An 18,643-nucleotide genomic window follows, 5' to 3' on the forward strand; every position below is an offset into this window, starting at 1 on the left:
GCATAAAGCCGGGATGCAACACAACATCATTCTGGTGGGTCTGATGGGCGCGGGAAAATCCACCATAGGTCGACAACTCGCACGCCGGCTCAACCTGGAGTTCTACGATTCCGACAAGGTCATTGAGGAACGCACCGGCGTCAGCATACCTACCATTTTTGCAATTGAGGGCGAACAAGGCTTCCGTGACCGCGAGGAACAGATCATCGAGGAACTGTGCGCCCTACCCGGCATCCTGCTGGCGACGGGCGGTGGCAGTGTGTTGCGTGAAACCAACCGCGCCCACATCAAGGCGGGCGGTTGCGTCATTTACCTGCGGGCCAGCGCCGACCAGCTTTTCCAGCGCATCAAGCACGACAAAAACCGCCCCCTGATGCAAACGGATAAACCGTTGCAAACCTTGCGCGACCTGCTCAAGGCGCGGGAACCTTTGTACATGGAAGTGGCCGACCTGATCGTGCCCACCGGCAAGCAGAAAGCCAACATCATCCTGCGCGACATCCACAACAAACTGAAACAGTTACAGGAAACCTCCCATGCAAACGCTCCATCTTGACCTTGGCGACCGCAGCTACCCCATCCACATTGGTCAGGGCCTACTGCAACAGACCGAGCTGGTCAGACCCCACATCCTGGGCAAAAGCGCCGTTATCGTTTCCAACACCACGGTCGCACCCTTGTATTTGCAGGCTGCCCAACAGTTGCTGGATGGCCTGAAACAGTCCGCCGTGACCCTGCCGGATGGTGAGGAATACAAAAACCTCGACACCCTCAACCAGATTTACACCCATTTGCTGGAGCAAAAAGCTGACCGCAAAACCACCCTGATTGCGCTTGGCGGCGGCGTGGTGGGCGACATGACCGGATATGCAGCGGCCAGTTACCAGCGTGGCGTCAACTTCATCCAGATTCCGACCACCCTGCTGGCGATGGTGGATTCTTCCGTCGGCGGCAAGACGGGCGTCAACCACCCGCTGGGCAAGAACATGATCGGCGCGTTCCACCAACCCAGATGCGTGCTGATCGACACCGATACGCTCAACACGCTGGCAGACCGCGAACTCAGTGCCGGGATTGCCGAAGTGGTGAAATACGGCCTGATCCGCGACCCTGCGTTCCTGCAATGGCTGGATGCGAACATGGACAAACTGCTGGTGCGCGACCCGGCAGCGCTGACTTATGCCATTTACCGCTCCTGCGAACACAAGGCGGAAGTAGTGGCGGCGGATGAACGCGAATCCGGCCAGCGCGCGCTGCTGAACCTCGGCCATACTTTCGGCCACGCCATCGAAGCCGCCATGGGTTATGGCAAGTGGCTGCATGGCGAAGCGGTCGCCACCGGCATGGTCATGGCGGCGGAACTATCACAGCAAATGGGCTGGCTTGCCGCTGATGACGTGGCTTACGTGCGCCATATCCTGCGACGCGCGCGGCTGCCGGTTGCCCCACCGGTGGAGATGTCCGGCGATGATTTCATGCGTTACATGTCGGTGGATAAAAAAGTGCTGGATGGCAGCTTGCGGCTGGTCTTGATGAAATCGCTGGGTGAATCCATTGTCACGGCTGAGTTTGACACTGAAGCGCTCAAACGAGTACTTAGCCGGAATAGCTGAGAACGGAGCCTGAAAACCGCATGATTGCAGCGAATCCCCCCAGCCAATAAAATACAGCGTTTTCGCCCCAGGAATTCCACACACATGACAATTGCTGCTTCCAATCTGCCCGTCACCCGCGCCCTTCTCAGCGTGTCTGACAAATCCGGCGTGCTCGAATTCGCCCAGTTCCTGCATGGCCAGGGCGTCCACCTCCTGTCCACGGGCGGCACCGCCAAACTGCTGGCGGATAACGGCGTGCCGGTCACGGAGGTTTCCGACCATACCGGTTTCCCCGAAATGATGGACGGGCGCGTCAAAACCCTGCACCCAAAGATCCACGGCGGCATCCTCGGGCGGCGCGGTACTGACGACGTGGTGATGCAGGAACACGGCATTGGCCGCATCGACCTGATCGTGGTCAACCTTTACCCATTTGAAGCTACCGTCGCCAAACCCAGCTGCACCTTTGAGGACGCGGTGGAAAACATCGACATCGGTGGCCCGGCCATGGTGCGTGCCAGCGCCAAGAACCACGCCCACGTCACCGTCGTGGTCGAGCCTGCCGACTACGCCCGCATCCAGTCCGAAATGGAAGCCAACGGCAACTGCATCAGCCCGGCTACCCGTTTCGACCTCGCCATCAAGGCGTTTGAACACACAGCCCATTACGACGGCATGATCGCCAACTATTTCGGCTCGCGGGTCGCGGACGGTACGCACGAACAGCCTGCCGCGTTCCCGCGCACCTTCAACCTGCAAGTACGTAAACAACAGGATTGCCGCTACGGCGAAAACAGCCACCAGGGCGGCGCGTTCTACGTGGAACCCAACGCACCGGCAGGCACCATCGCCACCGCGCGCCAGATCCAGGGCAAGGAACTGTCCTACAACAATATCGCCGACACCGACGCAGCGCTGGAATGCGTGCGCCAGTTCGAGTTGCCTGCCTGCGTCATCGTCAAGCACGCCAACCCTTGCGGTGTGGCGATCGCAGCTGACATCCTCACCGCTTATGACCGCGCCTATGCCACCGACCCGGAATCCGCTTTCGGCGGCATTATCGCCTTCAACCGCGAACTGGATGGCGCAACCGCACGCACCATCGTCGAACGCCAATTCGTGGAAGTCATCATTGCCCCCAGCGTTTCCGAAGACGCCGCCAACTTTATCAGCCTCAAGAAAAACGTGCGCCTGCTGGAATGCGGCAAGCTGTCTGGCCATATCGACCAATTCGATTTCAAGCGGGTCACCGGCGGGCTGTTGTTGCAACACAATGACGCGCTGCTACATGCTGACCTGAAAGTCGTCACCGAGCGCGAACCCACTACCGAAGAATATGGCGACTTACTGTTTGCCTGGAAAGTGGCCAAGTTCGTCAAGTCCAACGCTATCGTCTATGCGAAGGACAGCATGACCATTGGGGTGGGCGCAGGCCAGATGAGCCGGGTGAATTCAGCGCGCATTGCCGCCATCAAGGCCGAGCACGCGGGGTTGAAAGTGCCGGGTTCGGTGATGGCTTCCGATGCCTTTTTCCCGTTCCGCGACGGTATCGACAATGCGGCGGCGGCGGGTATCAAGGCCGTCATCCAGCCGGGCGGCTCCATGCGTGACGAGGAAGTGGTTGCTGCTGCCAATGAACATGGCATGGCGATGATCTTCACCGGAATGCGCCATTTTAGGCACTGACCCAAAGCAAAACAGGGCTTGATTACTCAAGCCCTGTCATATACTTTGCCCGTGAATAGCTGTTAAATAATGAGAAGCCCTCAAGCAAAGTACGGCTGTTATTGGCAACCGGTCGTCCTTTCCATGATCCAGATAGACTTCAGCGAATCCGATCAAACCGCCTTGAATGAGGGGCGTTACCGCCATGCCCACCCTCGCGTCCGCCAACGGATGGAAGTGTTGTGGCTAAAAAGCCAGGGAATGGCGCATGGGGACATTGAACGGCTGGCACAGGTGAGTTCAACGACCGTCACCCGTTATTTGAAACGTTACCAACAAGGCGGGATCGCTGCCTTGGAACAACTGGATTTCCATCGCCCAACCCGCCGCTTGGAACCTTTCCATGAACCCCTGAAGAAACATTTTGAGAAGCATCCACCAACCCGGATCAGTCAGGCGATCGCTGATATACAGCGCTTAACCGGCCTTGAACTCAAGCGGGAAGCCGTGCGGCTATTCCTGCATGACTTGGGTTTGTCCGTCAGGAAGGTGGGGATGATACCGGCGAAAGCCGATCCTGCTGCCCAGGAGACTTTTAAAAAAAGAGCTGGAGCCGCGTCTTGAGGAGGCCAAGGCCGGAAAACGCGCCGTTTTCTTTGTCGACGCCGCCCATTTTGTCCTGGCCCCGTTTCTGGGGTTCCTGTGGTGTTTCACCCGGCTGTTCATCCGCGCCCCTGCCGGACGCCAGCGCTACAATGTCCTCGGTGCGTTGAATGCAGTCACCCATGAACTGGTCACCGTGACCAATGACAGTTACATCAACTCCCAAAGTGTTTGTCAGTTGCTTCGGCAAATCAAGGCATTGGCCCTGAATGTCCCGGTGACCTTGGTGATGGACAATGCCCGTTACCAGCGCTGTAGCCTGGTACAAACATTCGCCCAAACACTCGGGATCGAACTGTTGTTCCTACCCGCTTATTCCCCCAACCTGAACCTGAACCTGATTGAGCGCCTGTGGAAGTTTGTGAAGAAGGAATGCCTGTATTCACGTTACCATGAAAACTTTACCGCCTTTGCGCAGGCCATTGATGCCTGTTTGTCACAAACCCACACTACGCATAAAAAAGCCTTGGACTCTTTGCTGACCCTCAACTTTCAGACCGTAAGCGCTTCTAAATCCCCCTCCTTTCAGCGCCCCACGTAATCCCGGACACTCAGCCCATCAGCAACAGATTGCATGGGAGAACACGATGAATCCAGGTCAAGATGGGCGTCTGGCGTACTGGCAAGCCCAGCTCCAACGCTTCCAGTCCTCCGGCCTTTCCGGAGTCCAGTATTGTGAACAGGAACAGTTGAGTTACCACGGCTTTGTCTACTGGCGGCGCAAATTATGCGGTACGGCGGGCAAGCCGCCCGGGGATGGCAAACGCCCGGTATTGCCAGAGCCTTCCGGTTTCGTGACTGTCCGCCCGGCGCAGCCGGGGACAGACGCCCGGACGGGCGATGGCCTGGAGCTGTCCCTGCCGAATGGCCTGGTGATCAGGAATATCCACCCCGGCAATGTGGCCTTGCTGCGCCGGTTGCTGGGGCAGTTGTAATGGCCCGTTATTTCCGCCCCGCCGGGGAGATGCCGGACATTTACCTTTACCGCCCGCCCATTGATTTCCGCAAGGCCGCCCAGGGGCTGGCGGCGATCGTGGCGCAGGAATTGGGCCACGACCCGTTTGCCGGGGCGCTGTACGCCTTCACCAACCGCCAGCGCACGAAAATCAAATGCCTGTATTGGGAAGACAATGGCTTTGTGCTGTATTACAAAGCCCTGGCGGAAGAGAAGTTCCATTGGCCGCAAACGGGGGATGGCGGGGTGATGGCGCTGACGGCCCAGCAGATCAACTGGCTGCTGGACGGTTATGACATCAGCCTGCTCAAAGGGCATAAAAAGTTGTGCTACGGGGCGCTGTTTTAGCGACTTATCCTGATGATTTTGTTATCATTTAACCCATGGATTTAGCACCGCCGCCAGCCCCCAAAACCACATCCCATAGCGACCTGGACGCTGCCCGCCTGCGCCAGTTGCTGGCGCAGCAAGAGGCGGAATTTGCCGCCGTCCTGAAACAGCGTGACCACCATATCCAGCTCCTGGAAGAAATGCTGCGCCTGGCCAAAATACAGCGGTTTAGCGCCCAGTCTGAAAAGCTCCCCTTCCAGATTGACCTGTTTGATGAAGCCGAGTTGGCAACCGCGCTGGAGGACATCGCCGGACGACTGCCGGAGGCGGAACCCGCCAGGCCCCGCCCCAGCCAACGCCAGCGCGGCTTCCCGCCCGGGCTGAAGCGCCAACGGGTGGAGCTGTTGTTGGGTGATGCGGAAAAAGCCGGGGCGACCCGCACGTTTTTCACCAAGGTCAAGGAAGAGCTGGACTACATCCCGGCGCAACTGGTGGTGCTGGAATACTGGCAGGAAAAAGCCGTGTTTGCCGCCGGGGCCAGCCAGGATCCCGCCCCGGCAACGGCAGATGGCGGGCCAACGCTGGTCGCCGCCGCCCGTCCGCCCCATCCGTTGGGCAAATGCCATGCCAGCCTCAACCTGCTGACGCAGGTCATCATCGCCAAATACGCCGATGGCCTGCCCCTGTACCGCCTGGAGGGCATTTTCAAACGCCACGGCGCGGAACTCAGCCGCAGCAGCATGGCCCACTGGATCATCCGTCTGGAGGACAGCTTCAAACCCCTGCTCAACCTGCTGCGCGAAACCCAGAACAGCGGCGCTTACCTGCAAGGCGATGAAACCCGCATCCAGGTGCTGAAGGAGGACGGCAAAACCGCCCAGGCCGACAAATGGATGTGGGTGGTGCGGGGCGACCCGCCGAACCAGGTGGCGGTCTTGTTTGAATACGACCCCAGCCGGGCGGGGAGCGTCCCCGAACGCCTACTGATGGACTTCCACGGCATTTTCCAGGCCGACGGCTATTCCGGTTACGCCGCCGTGTGCCGCAACAACGCCATCACCCGCATTGGCTGCTGGGACCATGCCCGCCGCAAGTTCGTGGAGGCCGTCAAGGCGGCGGGCGGCAAACAGGCCCGTGGCAAACCCACCCTGGCGGATATTGCCCTGGGCATGATCCGCAGGCTCTACCGCATCGAGGACAACATCAAGGGCCTGGACACGGCGGAGAAATACCGCCTGCGCCAGCAGTTGAGCGTGCCCCTGCTCAACGAACTGAAAACCTGGCTGGAAACGCAGGTCGGCAAGGTGATGAAAGGCGGCCTCACCCGCAAGGCGATGGAATACTGCCTCAACCAGTGGGAATACCTGAGTGGCTACTGCCAACGCGGCGACCTGCATATCAGCAATGTGCTGGCGGAGAACGCCATCCGCCCCTTTGCCGTGGGCCGCAAAGCCTGGCTGTTTGCCGACACCCCGCATGGCGCGCGCGCCAGCGCCGCCTGTTATTCCCTGATTGAAACCGCCAAGGCCAACGGCCTCGAACCGTATGCCTATATCCGCTATCTGCTGGAGCATATCGCCCAGGCCGACACCCTGGAAAAATGGGAGGCCCTCCTGCCATGGAATGTGCCGCTGGAGAAATGTGCGAAAAAAGTCCCTTTTTTTGACAAGGGCAAGTAGGGCGATTTAACGGCGCTTACTTCAGACCTTTGAGGAATCTGCAATTATGGGCGGTTAAAGTATATGTGCAGCCAACCGGTTTGCAAACAATTCAGAAATGGGCCGGGAACAAGTGGCGCAGGCTTTCCTTCAAACGGCGGCTGGCGGGTTCCGCCGGTTGCGGCTTGCCAGGGAAAATCTCCCGTGGCCCATAGCCGTAAGTTTCGTTGAACATGCTGAAGTCGATTTTGAAACTTTCCCCTTCCACATAAAAGGAAAGCAGCTCTACCAAGGGCATTTCACGGTCATTGTGTGGTTTGACCGTCTTGATGAAACCCTGTCGGCTCAGCTCTGTGACAGCACTGACTGCACGCTTACGGTTATTTTCATCGGTTATGTGCCAAGTGATTGAACCCTGCTCAGGGGTATCCTGATCATGGTCAATGGCGTTCAAGGTGAATGTCTTAATCATATTTGTATTCCTGTGACCCACCAACAGAAACAAGTTATCATAGAATTATTTTATAATACATACATACCATTAACCATTACTGAACAAATATTAATTACTGCGTAACTACTCAGTCTATGCCAAAACCGATCTGAGGGACTCAAACGGATTCCGTCCCTGCAGCTTGTTGGTTTCCCAAACGGAACGGATGACACAGAAGGCATCGGCACCACCGATAGCCCGGAATCCGCCCGCCACCTTGAGTTTGACTTTCACGGGGCGCACTGCCCGCTCGGCGAGGTTGTTGTCAAACGGCACGTCAAACCGCTGGATGAACAGCAACACCGAATCCTTGAAGTCGCGCAAGCGGCATAACAGGTTTCTGGCCGGGTGCTGCTTCGCTTTACCCTGTTTGGGGTGGGTTTTGGGCAGTTCAGGGAAGACCAGCAGGCCGTGGTTCACCCATTGGTCATAACGCTGCCCCAGTTCTGCCATCTGGTCAGGCGTCAGGGAGTCATGTTGTGCTGCCCTCGCTTGTGCCACGGCGGTTTTGGCATCAACCAGGACTTGTTTGAGCTGTGCAGGCCATTGGTGCCGGAGGGTTTCGTCAAAGTAGTTCAGCTCACGCAGCAGGTGTGCCCCACACAGGCCATGCACCACGTTGTCGAAGCGGAAGTAAGGTTTCCAGTGGTCATGCACGGCAACCCCGTTGAAGACAGGCAGGATACCGGCGGCGACCATGGCTTCCTGTCCCCGCTTGGCATGGGCGGTGTAGTACACCGCTTCCGGGGTGGCGGCCACATGCAGCCATTGGGTTTTGCCTTGGGCCCGGATACCGCTTTCATCAAAGTGTGCCACCGGGCTGGTGCTGATGGTTTGCCGGATGTCGCCGTAGGTGGCGGTGAGGCTGCCGCTGGCCTGGCTGACCCAGCGTTGCACACTGCCATCGGAAGGCTTGATGCCATATTGGTCAGATATGACCTCCGTTACCCGCGACAGCGAGATGAAATGCCCATGAACCAGGCCGACCGCATACGCTTTCAGGCGTGCCCCATAACTGATGTACGGGGGCAGTGATGCGGGGAATTCCCCTGCATGGGCTTTGCCACAACGGCAAGTGCTGATGATCTGGCGATATTCCGTCACCACGATTTGCGGGGCGGGGATGTCCCATTGCTGGCGGCGTTCAGCCACGGCCACAGCCGCTTCGGATAGCGGCAGGCCACAACCACAGTAGCCGACGGCACGGCAATCCTCAACGTAATCGGGCGATGGGTGCATGACAAGGCTATGCCCCTTGTGTCCCGGCTGGCCACCTTTGGGGCGTTGGCCTGCTTGACGGGGTTGGGCTGGTTGGCGCTTCAGCCCATCCGATGACGGCGGTTTGTGCGAATTCTTGCTGTTTTTGCCCAACTGCGCCTCCAGTTCAGCTACCCGGGTTGCCAGTGACGATAGCTGTTCTATCGTGTCAAACAGCGACAACACCAAATCCACCAGCTGGGCGTGGCTCAACTGCTGCAAATCTTCTCTCGTGGGGTGGATGAACTGGTTCATAAGGATAGCGTAGCTGATTTTTTAGGGAACTGAGTAGTTACATTACTGCTTATATTTTAGCGGGCAGGTGGCTCCAGTTGCCATTCAGCAAGCCTTCAATTGGCTGAAAACAAGTCTTGTAACGCATCTTGGGGGACTCGGCAATCCAGTAGCCAGGGTAGACATACGCCAACCCGAGCCGTTGCGCCTGCCCAATCTGCCACAGGACAGCATAGACGCCCAAGCCGCGCTGCTCACCTTCCTCCGGGGCAAAAAAGGTGTAGACCGACGAAAGGCTGTCTTTCAACTCATCCACCGCTGCCACTGCCAACAACCGGGGACCATCCCAGAACTCCACCAGCACGGTATTGCACCAATGCGTCAGCAGGAAGCTGGCGAAAGTGGCAGTACTATCAGAATCCATCCCACCCCCGGCATGACGCTGGTTGATATAGCGCCGGTACAGGTCGTCGTATTCCGGCTTGAAACCCGTCCGATTGACGACCACGCTCAAATCACTGTTACGCTTGAGGTTACGCCGCTGGGAACGGTTGGGCATGAAACCCTGCACGGCAATGCGGGTGGAAACGCAGGAACTGCAACCCTTGCAATGTGGCCGGTAGACATCTGCCCCGCTGCGGCGGAAGCCGCTTTCCAGCAAGCGCGCATACAGGTCGGCGGTCATGCGGTAACAAGGGTCGACCAGCAGGTTCATGGCCTGCCGTTCGGGGAGGTAAGGGCAAGGATGCACGGCAGTGATATACAGGTTCAGGCTTGCTTCCGCCGACATCCGGTTCATGGATCAACAGCTCCCGCTGGAACAGGCTGCCTTGCGCAACCCGTCAATATCCTCGATCTGGATGCTGCCGCGCTGCTCGTTGATGTAGCCTTGGCGTTTCCAATCAGACAGAAAACGGCTGACGGTTTCGATGGTCAGACCCAGCAACTCACCGATTTCCCCGCGCGAGAGCGGCAAGGGTGACCAGCCGCCGTTGCTGTTTTCACACCAGCGGATCAGGAAAGAGGCCAGGCGCTCGGCAGCCTTCTTGGCCCCCAGCTCCAGCATCATGTCCTCGGCTTCGCGCAAGTGCTGAATCCAGCGCCGCATCATGGTGTTCTCGATTTCAGGGTTTTGCTTCTTCAGTTCTGCCAACTCGCCCAAGGGCAAACGGCAAACCTCAATTTCACTCAAGGGAATGGCAGTATGGTTGTAGGATTCACCGGCGAAACCATCAAAACCGAACAGGTCGCCGGTACGCAGCACGCGCACGATCTGCGTGCGGCCATTGGGTAGTGTCTTGATCAGCTTGACCAATCCCTTGCGCAGGGTGAAGGCGTTTAAGGAAGCGTCGCCTTGGTGATAAATGGTTTCGTCAACAGCGTAGATGACGACCGAAGGCTGGAACGCCTGTATTTCAACCAACCTGTTAATCGGCAACTGGGCGAAAATGCTCAGATGCCTGATTTGACAGGATTGGCAGTGTCCCCTGCCCTTGATGTTTGACATACCCTCTCCTTAGCTTGTTTCTACCGGCGAACACCCCCAACAGAGGATATTACTGCGTTCAACCGCGCAGGACAAAGCCTAAGTGTAAGGAAAGGGTATGGCAAATAGCCAGTGTCAGGGCGCGAGATTTTTCACGACGACGAACGCGCCGCGCAAGTCGCCTTCCTTGAAACCGGTCGCTTTGTCATCAGGGTACAGCTCGGTCAGTTTGGCGGAAACTTCCGGGCTGATCTCGGTTCCATGGCATTTCAGGCAAACCGCGCCGGTCGGGATAGCTTTCATGAAACGGAATTCATTGCCCGCCACTTCCGCATAAGCCAGTGCTGCCGGGTCTTCGCCTGCCGCCTTGCGGGTTTCAAACTCATTCAGTACCTGGGTTTGCCATTCGTTGGGTGCGCCCATGACAGGATTACGGTTTTTCAGGCTGACGCGGCTGACCTGCATCCCTTTGTCGGCGGAAACGGCCTTGGCAATTTCAGGGGCACGGGTATGGCAAACATCCAGCGCCTCCACTGGGCCACCCGCTTTCATCGCGGTTTCCAGTTCACCTTTCAAAGTACCACCGAGTGCCTGCACTGCGGCTTTGGCTTCTTCGGCCAGCGCAGCCTTGTCAACAGCCGGTACAGCCCCCTGTTCTGCCGATGCCTGTTGCATGGCTTGCTCTGCCGGGGCGGCTGCCTGTTGTTCGGTTTTAGGTGCTTCCGCCTGTTTTTCTGCGCCACACGCGGCCAACAAGGCTGAGAGGCTGATCATCAATACGTGTTTTTTCATTATCAGTTCCTTTGTGCTCTACAAACTCGTAAGAGAAACTGCCACACGATGAAGAGCATTACATTGGGATATGTCAAAGCCTGGCTTACCCATTGCACCGAGTGGGCGCAAAGTGAGCCTATAAACCCTTCACCCCGCATGAAAATAATGGGGGAGTTCATAACCACAAAAATATACCTGCCCGAAGCGGGCTGTCGTTGGGGTAGGGGTTGCGAGTCTTCATCGCTTGACCAAAAAAACACTGCGTCTAGCAGTGAAGAAAATTATGAACAGGTTCTAAAAAATATGCAATTTACGCAAAATTTACTGACAAACTGCACACAACCTGCATTCAAAGATTGATTTTGTCGACAATATAAAAAAATTCGCTCAATTTATTAACAAATTTTACTGCTTTTGTCCTACAATATTCAATGCATTTTGATGAAATGCCCCGAAGAGAAACCTCGCTCCATTCAGCAACAGCATGGGGTGAGGGAGGAGAATCAAACATTGAGAGGAATGACCCCAAATGAACAAATTAACATCCATTTTTGGCGCAACCCTGATTGCTTTTAGCCTGAACGTATTTGCTGACGATGCCCCAGCCATGGGTACTGAAGCGGAAGCACAGGCAATGAGTGAATCTGCCGCTGAGCTGGTCAACAAGGATGGTGAAGCCGCTTTCGATACCTTTGGCAAAGAAGGCGACTTCCAACAGAAGGATCTGTATGTGTTCTGCATGGACATGGAAGGCAAGATGCTGTCACACCCCAAAAAGCCGGAACTGGTTGGGCAGAATCTGCGTGACTTCGACAAATACGGTGACAAGCTGTTTGACAACATGATCAAGCTGGCTGAAACCGACGGCAAGGGCTGGGTTGCATACAACTGGCCGTATCCCGGCACTGAAGATTTGAAAGAGAAGAAAAGCTACATCATCAAGAATGATAAAGGCTTCTTCTGCGGCGTGGGTGCATACGCTGCTGACAGCGCAGCGGCCCCTGCTGATGGTGCGGCTCCAGCAGCGCCACCCGCGGCTGGTCAATAATTCCGACTAACCCTTGATAACAAACAGGGGGCTGCCTCGCAAGCAGCCTCCTGTTCCCCTGTGAACAATCGAACCAGCAAGCGGGCATCAAGCGCCTGGCCACCGAAACCGGCGCTGGCCAGTGGGGCAGTTCACTGGCACTGGCGGGGCAAATGTTCGGCCTCGACGTGCGTGTCTACATGGTGAAAATCAGTTACCAGCAAAAGCCCTACCGTCGCTCCATGATGCAAACCTGGGGCGCGGAAGTGTTCGCCAGCCCCACCGACATGACCAACTCTGGCCGCGCCATTCTCGCCGCCCACCCGGATTCCGAAGGCTCACTCGGCATCGCCATTTCCGAAGCCGTAGAAGAAGCCGCCAGCCGCGCCGACACCAACTATGCGCTCGGTTCCGTGCTCAACCATGTGCTGCTGCACCAAACCATCATCGGCCAGGAAGCACGCAAGCAATTGGAAATGGTCGGCGATTACCCCGACATGATTTTCGCCCCGTGTGGTGGCGGCTCCAACTTCGGTGGCATCGCCTTCCCGTTCTTCGCCGACAAGGCCGCAGGCAAGGATGTGAAACTGGTCGCGGTCGAGCCAACTTCCTGCCCAACCCTGACCAAGGGCGTGTATGCGTATGATTTTGGTGATGTGGCGGGCTATACCCCGCTAATGAAAATGTTTACCCTCGGCCACGACTTCATGCCACCCGGCATTCATGCGGGCGGCTTACGCTACCACGGTGATTCCCCACTGGTCAGCCAGCTACACCAGGAAGGACTGGTGGATGCAGTAGCCGTACCACAGCTGGAAACCTTCGCCGCAGGCATCATGTTCGCCAAGTGCGAAGGCATTATCCCCGCACCGGAATCGACCCACGCCGTTGCTGCCGCCATCCGTGAAGCCAAAAACTGCGCCCAGACCGGCGAAAGCAAAACCCTGTTGTTCAACCTATCCGGCCACGGCCATTTCGACATGACTGCATATGATCGCTATCTGCAAGGTGAGTTAACCGACTTCGACTACCCGGAAGAAGCCATCAAGGAGTCGTTAGCGCATTTGCCAAAGGTGGGTTAAACCTCATTCAGTGGGTTCCCTTTGGGGCGGACTCCTCCGCTTCAAAGGCGCTCCATTCCACCCATTTTTCTACCCGTTTTTTGCCGTTGAATCGGATCAGGAACCATTCGGAACCGTCCTCGTTTTCCCGATAATCCAGCAGTGTGGGTTTGTCACCCTTGATCAGGTACATCCTGGTTTTGCTGTCCGCATCCGGCTTGTCATACAGCGGAGCCTTGGCAACGACAATCTTGCGCACTGCCGCTGGCGTTTTTCCATCAATGCTGGAGGGGTCTTGCGTTTCCGCCACGACCTTTTTTAAAATCTTGCCGGCGGAATTGTATAATTTGGCGAAATACAGGTCGCCTTCACTGCCCACCATCGCACTTTCCGAATAAACATAAGGCTTGTTATTGCGGAAGCGGTAATCTGTCGTGTACCAGCGCGGCCCGGAACGCTGACCAGTGCTAAGGGTCTTGGTCTCCTTGGTCAAAGTTGGGTTGCTGATGGTTTCCTTGAATTCCTGAAACGTGCCAGCAGCTTTGTCCCACAGGTAGAGGCGGTAAAACAGGTTGACCCCGCCATACCCTACCCCATCCAGCACAGCGACATCGCCCAGCCCGTCGAAATTGAAATCATCCTGTAACAACAAACCATCTATTTCCTGGCTACCTTCCGGCACATCCGGCATTTCCCCCAGCAGCTGGGTTTTGCCATTTGGCAACTTGGCGATGACGGCATTTTTCTGCTGCTCTACACGCACTTTGAGCTTGGGAACAGGCGAATAACTGACCGGCAATTTGGCGTAACCTTTGGGGGTTGTGAATGCTGCGGCATTCAGGGAAAGCAGGCTGATGCCCAGTAGAATGATGCCGACCCGGGAAATGCTGTGCATGTTGCTTTCACCTCGTTGAATAATGCCAGTCTTGCAAATTAGACTCCTAAATCCCGAATCGTTCAACTGCACTCAGATAATGGCAAGCAGCACCAGCGGCAGGGTCAGCATCCCAAACAGGGTTTCACCGGTAATCAACACTGCCATCATCGCCGCATTGCCACCCAGCTGGCGGGCAAGGATGTAAGCCGAAGACGCCGTAGGCAACGCCGCGAACGTCACCAACACTGCCTGTTCCAGTTCACCCACCTGCCACCACGCACACAGGCCGAATACCAATGCTGGTAATAGCAGCAGTTTGGCCACGGAAGCCACAAACAGCGGCGCACCGGAAGCTTGCAGTGCTTGCAGCCGCAAGCCAGCCCCAACCGCCAGCAAGCCCATTGGCAAAGCCATCTGCCCCAGCTTTTCCAGCACCTTCAGCACGACTTCGGGGATAGCGAACGGCAACAGGTTCAGCGCAATACCCAACAGACTGGCCATGATCAGGGGGTTTCTGAGGATGGATACCAGCAAGGGCAGCAAGCGCATCTGCCCGGCAGTAAAATACGCAAACACGCCAATGCACAACACATTCACCAGCGGAATCATCACCGCCACCACAATCGCCGCCAGCGTAAGGGCTGATGCAGGAAAAGCCGCTGCCACCACCGCCAGCCCGATGTAGGTGTTGAAACGGATGCTGCCCTGATAGAAAGAGGTGAAATCCGCCCCGTTGAGGCGCAACAAGGATGCTGCCAGGAAAGCCAGCACCGATGCCAACAGCGGCGTCAGGGCAGCCAGCAGCAAGACAGTTCCGGCGGAGGCAAAATCCATCTCCGCAGTTGCCAACCGCCCGACCAGCAAGGCAGGAAACAGGACGTAGTAAGTGCCTTTTTCCGCCTCCTGCCAGAAACTGTCCGGCAGAAAACCGCTGCGGCGTGCCACATTCCCCAGTACCAGCAAGGCAAAAACGGGGAAGATGGCAGCCAGAACCAGACTCATTTAATCGGGGTAAAGTTTGGCCAAACCGGCAGTATCCTTGTGCTGGCCTTGGGTTGCAGGTTTGAAACCCTGGATAGACCCCCACAAGCCAGTGCCTTTCCAGCCATCGCTGCTACGCCCGTACAAGACGGCATTCAGGGCATCGATTTCTGCCCGCAGGCTCGGGCTGGCCTGTTCCCGCAAGCTGGAAATCAGGGCGGGGTGGATGCCCAAACCCACATCCATCCATTGCACCAAGGCATCGTGGGCTGCTTGCGGCTTGTTTTGCTGGCAAGCCTGCTCCAGCTTCTTCAGCACGGCTTTCGCGTCGGGTTTGCGGTCATTACCGGGAACCACTGTTGCGGCTATCTGCGCAGCCTTTTTCAACACCCCTCCGGACTTTTTCCACCAGCGCCATACCAACCAAGCTACCGTCAAGCCCAGCCAGATCAACAGCAAAGCCATCGCATACCAGTCCCACGAAAACCATGAGAACCAGCCTGACTCTCCAGAAGTTTCAGTTTGTCCGGCAGCTGTGTCAGGCTTGGCCGCAGCCTGCGGCTGGGTGGTAGCGGTTGTCTGCGAGGTTGCGTTGGCCGGTGCAGCCTGCCCGCCAGTCACCACCAGTTTCACGGGGTCAACCTTGGCGGTTTCCTGCTTGCCGCTAGTAGTGTTCCACCAGTCTACTGACAGACCAGGGAATCCATACTCGCCATTGTAAGGGGCTACCACCACCCACTTTTCCTGGCGCACGCCGATGACGCCGCTGTTGCCTGCTTCATTGCGCAGTTCCGGCTGGTCGGTGTATGCCTTGATGCCAGTGGGGGCCTGTACTTCCAGCTTGGGCAGTTGTTCGGCTGCCAGCCCATCGGCAACGATGGCCAACGTCAGGGTGACAGGTTCGCCTGCCTTGAGCTTGTCGGGCGGGATTTGCCAGTGGGCGTTGAGGGTGATGCTGCGGGCTGGCAGCCATTGCTTGCCGGCATAAGCAACGGGTTGCCCCTGTACCTGCAAGGTCAGTGGCTGGGAAAAGCGGCGGATGCGTTTGCCGCTAAGCCCAAACGGGTCATAGGTGCTCGGCCCCGGCTCGGCGAGGATACCTTCAAACACCGTGCGCCCCAGTGTCAGCTCACCGCTTTGCTGCGGGATCAGCGCGTAACGGCGCTCGATTACCTGATAATTACGGCCATTGCGCATGATGGTGGTATTGCGGGTGCTACCGATTTGCTGGATGCTACCCTTGCCACTTTCAACCGGCGGGTGGCTAAGGCTGGCTTGCGGCTGCAATGGCGAAACGTGGTACATGCGCTGAGTGATGACGGTTTCCTGCTGCACGTAAGGTTGTTTCGGCTCAGCCTCCAGTTCAATAAAGATGTCGGGGGCATTGCCAGTGGCGGGCGTGGGTTGCTCTACCACCTGCAAATCCAGCGCCTGGCTCTGGTCGGCTCCGAAATCAATGGGCGGAATGGGTATGGTGCCGGTCTTAAGCGGTAGCAGGGTCAGTTCCCAGGTCGTATTGGCACTGCTGACCCCATTGACGAAGCTGAAACTGGTGCTTTGGGAACGACCCCGGATTTCAAAATCCTGCTGCAAGGGGGAGAAATCCGGTTCGCCCGAGGTGACGCCAGTAGCGGTGAACTGGATAACAACCGGGTCACCCAGTGCCACCGGATTGCGGTCAAGCTGCGCGATAATGGTGGCGGCCTGTGCCCACAGCGGGGAAAACCACAATAGTGCAATCAATAGCAACCTTACCATTCGTCACCTCTCGCCTGTGCGCCATGCTGCTGGTACTGGTACTGGAATTTGCGACGCCACAAGCCTGACGGGTCGTCGGGGATACGCCGTAGCCATTGTTCCGTAGCCTGATCCTGCTCACGCTGTTGCGGGTCTTCCTCGCCGGGTTGCGGTTGCTGGCTGGCTGGCTGCTTGTCTTGGCCGTCTTCGCCGCCTTCCTTGCCCTGTTGTTTTTCCTGTTCAGCCTGCTGTTGTGCGTCCTGTTGCTGCTTGTTCTTGTCCTGATCCTGCTGGCCGGATTGCTGGTTTTGCTGTTGATCCTGTTGCTGACCCTGGGCATTGTTTTGCTGCTGGTCCTGCCCCTGCTGGCCTTGTTGCTGTTGCTGGTTGTTACCGGCATGGGGCTGCTGTTGCTGGCCGGACTGATCCTGCTTGTCCTTGTCCTGCTGCTGGTTGGAAGACTGGCTTTGCTGTTGATCCTGCTGCTGTTTCAGCGCCTGCTCCACTACTTCCAGATTGTGTTTGGCGTCTTCATGCTTGGGGTCGGCTTCGAGTACGCGCTTGTAAGCGGTAATGGCTTCCTGGAACTTGCCCTGCCTTGCCTCGGCATTGCCGTAGTTGTACTGGCCGGTGATGTCCTGCTGGCTGGCGTATTGCTCGGCAGCGGTTTTGTAATCCTTGTTTTTGTAAGCGGCAGCACCTTTCCATTCCTGATTCTGGAACAGTTCGGCAGCACGCGCAGGCTGCCCGTTATCCAACGCTGTTTGTGCCTGCTGGTCGGGCGTCTGCCACAGGTCATTCCAACCGAAAGCATAGGACGGTTGCGGTTGCGGCAGCAGCACGCAAACCAGCGCCATACCCAGCCAGCCGCGCCGGAAAGCCAGCGCCGCCAGCGGCAACAGCAGCAATACCAGCCAGTAGCCTTCATTCACCCACACATCGGTTTGCCGCCCCTGCGCATCACTCAGCTTGCCATCAGTAGCAGCTTTCCACGCCTCACTCAGGGCAGTTACGTCAGCATCCCCCAACGCCGCTTGCACGAATACCCCACCGCCAGCCTTGGCGATGTCCCGCAAATCATCCACATTGACCTTGGCAACCACGGTCTTGCCAAAACTGTCGAGCAAGAAACCACCATTGGGGCGCGACACCGGTGCGCCATCCGCCGTGCCAACCGCCAGGATTGACACGCTATAACCACTGCCCCATGCCTCATCCGCTGCCGAAACTGCGCTGGATACGTCTGCGGCCCCATCGGTAATCAACAGGATGCTGCCTTTTTTCATCCCTGCTTGCTGGAGCAGTTCGACCGAACGCTGGATGGCAGGCGTCAGCAGGCTACCCGGCGCGGGCATAATGTCAGGAGTCAGATTTTTCACCTGTTCCTCAATGGTGGCGACATCATCCGTCAACGGCGAAACGGTAAAGGCATCACCAGCAAACACCACCAGACCATTCTGCGCATCCCGACGGGCATTGAGGATATCGAGCAACTTGAAACGCGCCAGGGTCATGCGGTTGGGCTTTTCATCTTCAGCCAGCATCGAGGTGGAAAAATCCATCGCTACCACCAGCGGTTGCTGGTTACGGAACACCGGCACTTCGCGTTTTTCCCAGGCTGGCCCCGCCATCGCCATCACGGCAACCAGCAAAGCCAGCGACAGCAGCACCAGCGGCAGCCAGCTTTGCTTGCCTGCCTTACCACTGAGCACGAACGGCATCAGGTGCTTGTCGACAATGCGTTCCCATTCCCCCTGTCGGTGGGAACGCAACCACCGCATACCCCAAACTGCCGGTATCAGCAGCAGTAGCCAGAGCCATTCAGGGTGCAGAAAATGCAGGTCGTTCAC

Annotated in this window: 17 protein-coding genes and 1 pseudogene; 9 read left to right on the plus strand and 9 right to left on the minus strand. The window is 57.2% G+C overall.

What is annotated here, in order from left to right; all coding sequences use genetic code 11:
* Positions 1-13: 13 nt before the first annotated feature.
* From aroK to tnpC (THINI_RS06975), 7 genes and pseudogenes are all read left to right on the plus strand, one after another.
* Positions 14-556 carry a shikimate kinase AroK gene (aroK, locus tag THINI_RS06940; protein ID WP_002707924.1) on the plus strand — a complete coding sequence of 181 codons (543 nt, stop codon included), beginning with the start codon at positions 14-16 and terminating at the stop codon, positions 554-556.
* Positions 537-1,613: a 3-dehydroquinate synthase gene (gene aroB / locus THINI_RS06945; RefSeq protein ID WP_002707925.1), complete on the plus strand. Its 1,077-nt coding sequence runs from the start codon at positions 537-539 to the stop codon at positions 1,611-1,613. Before aroK ends, aroB begins: the two co-directional genes overlap by 20 nt.
* A gap of 84 nt (positions 1,614-1,697) precedes the next feature.
* Complete coding sequence (gene purH, locus THINI_RS06950) at positions 1,698-3,281, plus strand: bifunctional phosphoribosylaminoimidazolecarboxamide formyltransferase/IMP cyclohydrolase (RefSeq protein WP_002707926.1); 1,584 nt, start codon at positions 1,698-1,700, stop codon at positions 3,279-3,281.
* Between the two features lie 123 nt (positions 3,282-3,404).
* Positions 3,405-4,464 (plus strand): annotated as a pseudogene (locus THINI_RS24150) (IS630 family transposase).
* A gap of 46 nt (positions 4,465-4,510) precedes the next feature.
* Positions 4,511-4,858 carry an IS66 family insertion sequence element accessory protein TnpA gene (gene tnpA / locus THINI_RS25615; protein WP_002706643.1) on the plus strand — a complete coding sequence of 116 codons (348 nt, stop codon included), beginning with the start codon at positions 4,511-4,513 and terminating at the stop codon, positions 4,856-4,858.
* Positions 4,858-5,226 carry an IS66 family insertion sequence element accessory protein TnpB gene (gene tnpB / locus THINI_RS25620; protein WP_002706841.1) on the plus strand — a complete coding sequence of 123 codons (369 nt, stop codon included), beginning with the start codon at positions 4,858-4,860 and terminating at the stop codon, positions 5,224-5,226. The genes tnpA and tnpB overlap by 1 nt, the downstream gene beginning before the upstream one ends.
* 35 nt (positions 5,227-5,261) lie before the next feature.
* Positions 5,262-6,887, plus strand: coding sequence for an IS66 family transposase (gene tnpC / locus THINI_RS06975; protein WP_002707928.1), 1,626 nt, complete (start codon positions 5,262-5,264; stop codon positions 6,885-6,887).
* 91 nt (positions 6,888-6,978) lie between these two features.
* Here tnpC (THINI_RS06975) and THINI_RS06980 read toward each other — a convergent pair whose 3' ends face one another.
* From THINI_RS06980 to THINI_RS07000, 5 genes are all read right to left on the minus strand, one after another.
* Entirely contained in the window at positions 6,979-7,338 is a 360-nt protein-coding gene (locus tag THINI_RS06980) for a hypothetical protein (protein ID WP_002707929.1), read from the minus strand.
* A gap of 114 nt (positions 7,339-7,452) precedes the next feature.
* The gene (gene tnpC, locus THINI_RS06985; protein WP_002707930.1) at positions 7,453-8,871 is read right to left on the minus strand and encodes an IS66 family transposase; all 1,419 of its coding nucleotides are present in this window, start codon (positions 8,869-8,871) and stop codon (positions 7,453-7,455) included.
* 49 nt (positions 8,872-8,920) lie between these two features.
* Positions 8,921-9,649, minus strand: coding sequence for an arginyltransferase (locus THINI_RS06990; protein WP_002707931.1), 729 nt, complete (start codon positions 9,647-9,649; stop codon positions 8,921-8,923).
* Between the two features lie 3 nt (positions 9,650-9,652).
* Positions 9,653-10,357 (minus strand): Crp/Fnr family transcriptional regulator, encoded by a 705-nt coding sequence (locus THINI_RS06995; RefSeq protein ID WP_002707932.1) that lies wholly within the window; start codon positions 10,355-10,357, stop codon positions 9,653-9,655.
* 114 nt (positions 10,358-10,471) lie between these two features.
* The gene (locus tag THINI_RS07000) at positions 10,472-11,128 is read right to left on the minus strand and encodes a Tll0287-like domain-containing protein (protein WP_002707933.1); all 657 of its coding nucleotides are present in this window, start codon (positions 11,126-11,128) and stop codon (positions 10,472-10,474) included.
* A gap of 511 nt (positions 11,129-11,639) precedes the next feature.
* Here THINI_RS07000 and THINI_RS07005 point away from each other — a divergent pair.
* Both THINI_RS07005 and THINI_RS07010 read left to right on the plus strand, forming a co-directional pair.
* On the plus strand, positions 11,640-12,158 hold the full coding sequence (locus tag THINI_RS07005) for a cache domain-containing protein (protein WP_002707934.1): 519 nt from the start codon (positions 11,640-11,642) through the stop codon (positions 12,156-12,158).
* 50 nt (positions 12,159-12,208) lie between these two features.
* Complete coding sequence (locus tag THINI_RS07010) at positions 12,209-13,219, plus strand: TrpB-like pyridoxal phosphate-dependent enzyme (protein ID WP_281054694.1); 1,011 nt, start codon at positions 12,209-12,211, stop codon at positions 13,217-13,219.
* Positions 13,220-13,226: 7 nt separating this feature from the next.
* Here THINI_RS07010 and THINI_RS07015 read toward each other — a convergent pair whose 3' ends face one another.
* The 4 genes from THINI_RS07015 to THINI_RS07030 all read right to left on the minus strand — a co-directional run bounded on the left by THINI_RS07015 (position 13,227) and on the right by THINI_RS07030 (position 18,643).
* Positions 13,227-14,093 (minus strand): XAC2610-related protein, encoded by an 867-nt coding sequence (locus THINI_RS07015; RefSeq protein WP_002707935.1) that lies wholly within the window; start codon positions 14,091-14,093, stop codon positions 13,227-13,229.
* 72 nt (positions 14,094-14,165) lie between these two features.
* A complete protein-coding gene (locus THINI_RS07020; RefSeq protein WP_002707936.1) occupies positions 14,166-15,077 on the minus strand; it encodes an AEC family transporter in 912 nt (303 codons plus the stop codon).
* Positions 15,078-16,814, minus strand: a complete 1,737-nt coding sequence (locus THINI_RS07025; RefSeq protein ID WP_002707937.1) for a BatD family protein — start codon at positions 16,812-16,814, stop codon at positions 15,078-15,080.
* Positions 16,808-18,643 carry a VWA domain-containing protein gene (locus tag THINI_RS07030; protein ID WP_002707938.1) on the minus strand — a complete coding sequence of 612 codons (1,836 nt, stop codon included), beginning with the start codon at positions 18,641-18,643 and terminating at the stop codon, positions 16,808-16,810. The genes THINI_RS07025 and THINI_RS07030 overlap by 7 nt, the downstream gene beginning before the upstream one ends.

Origin of the sequence: Thiothrix nivea DSM 5205, from assembly GCF_000260135.1 — a bacterium.
Classification (GTDB): domain Bacteria; phylum Pseudomonadota; class Gammaproteobacteria; order Thiotrichales; family Thiotrichaceae; genus Thiothrix; species Thiothrix nivea.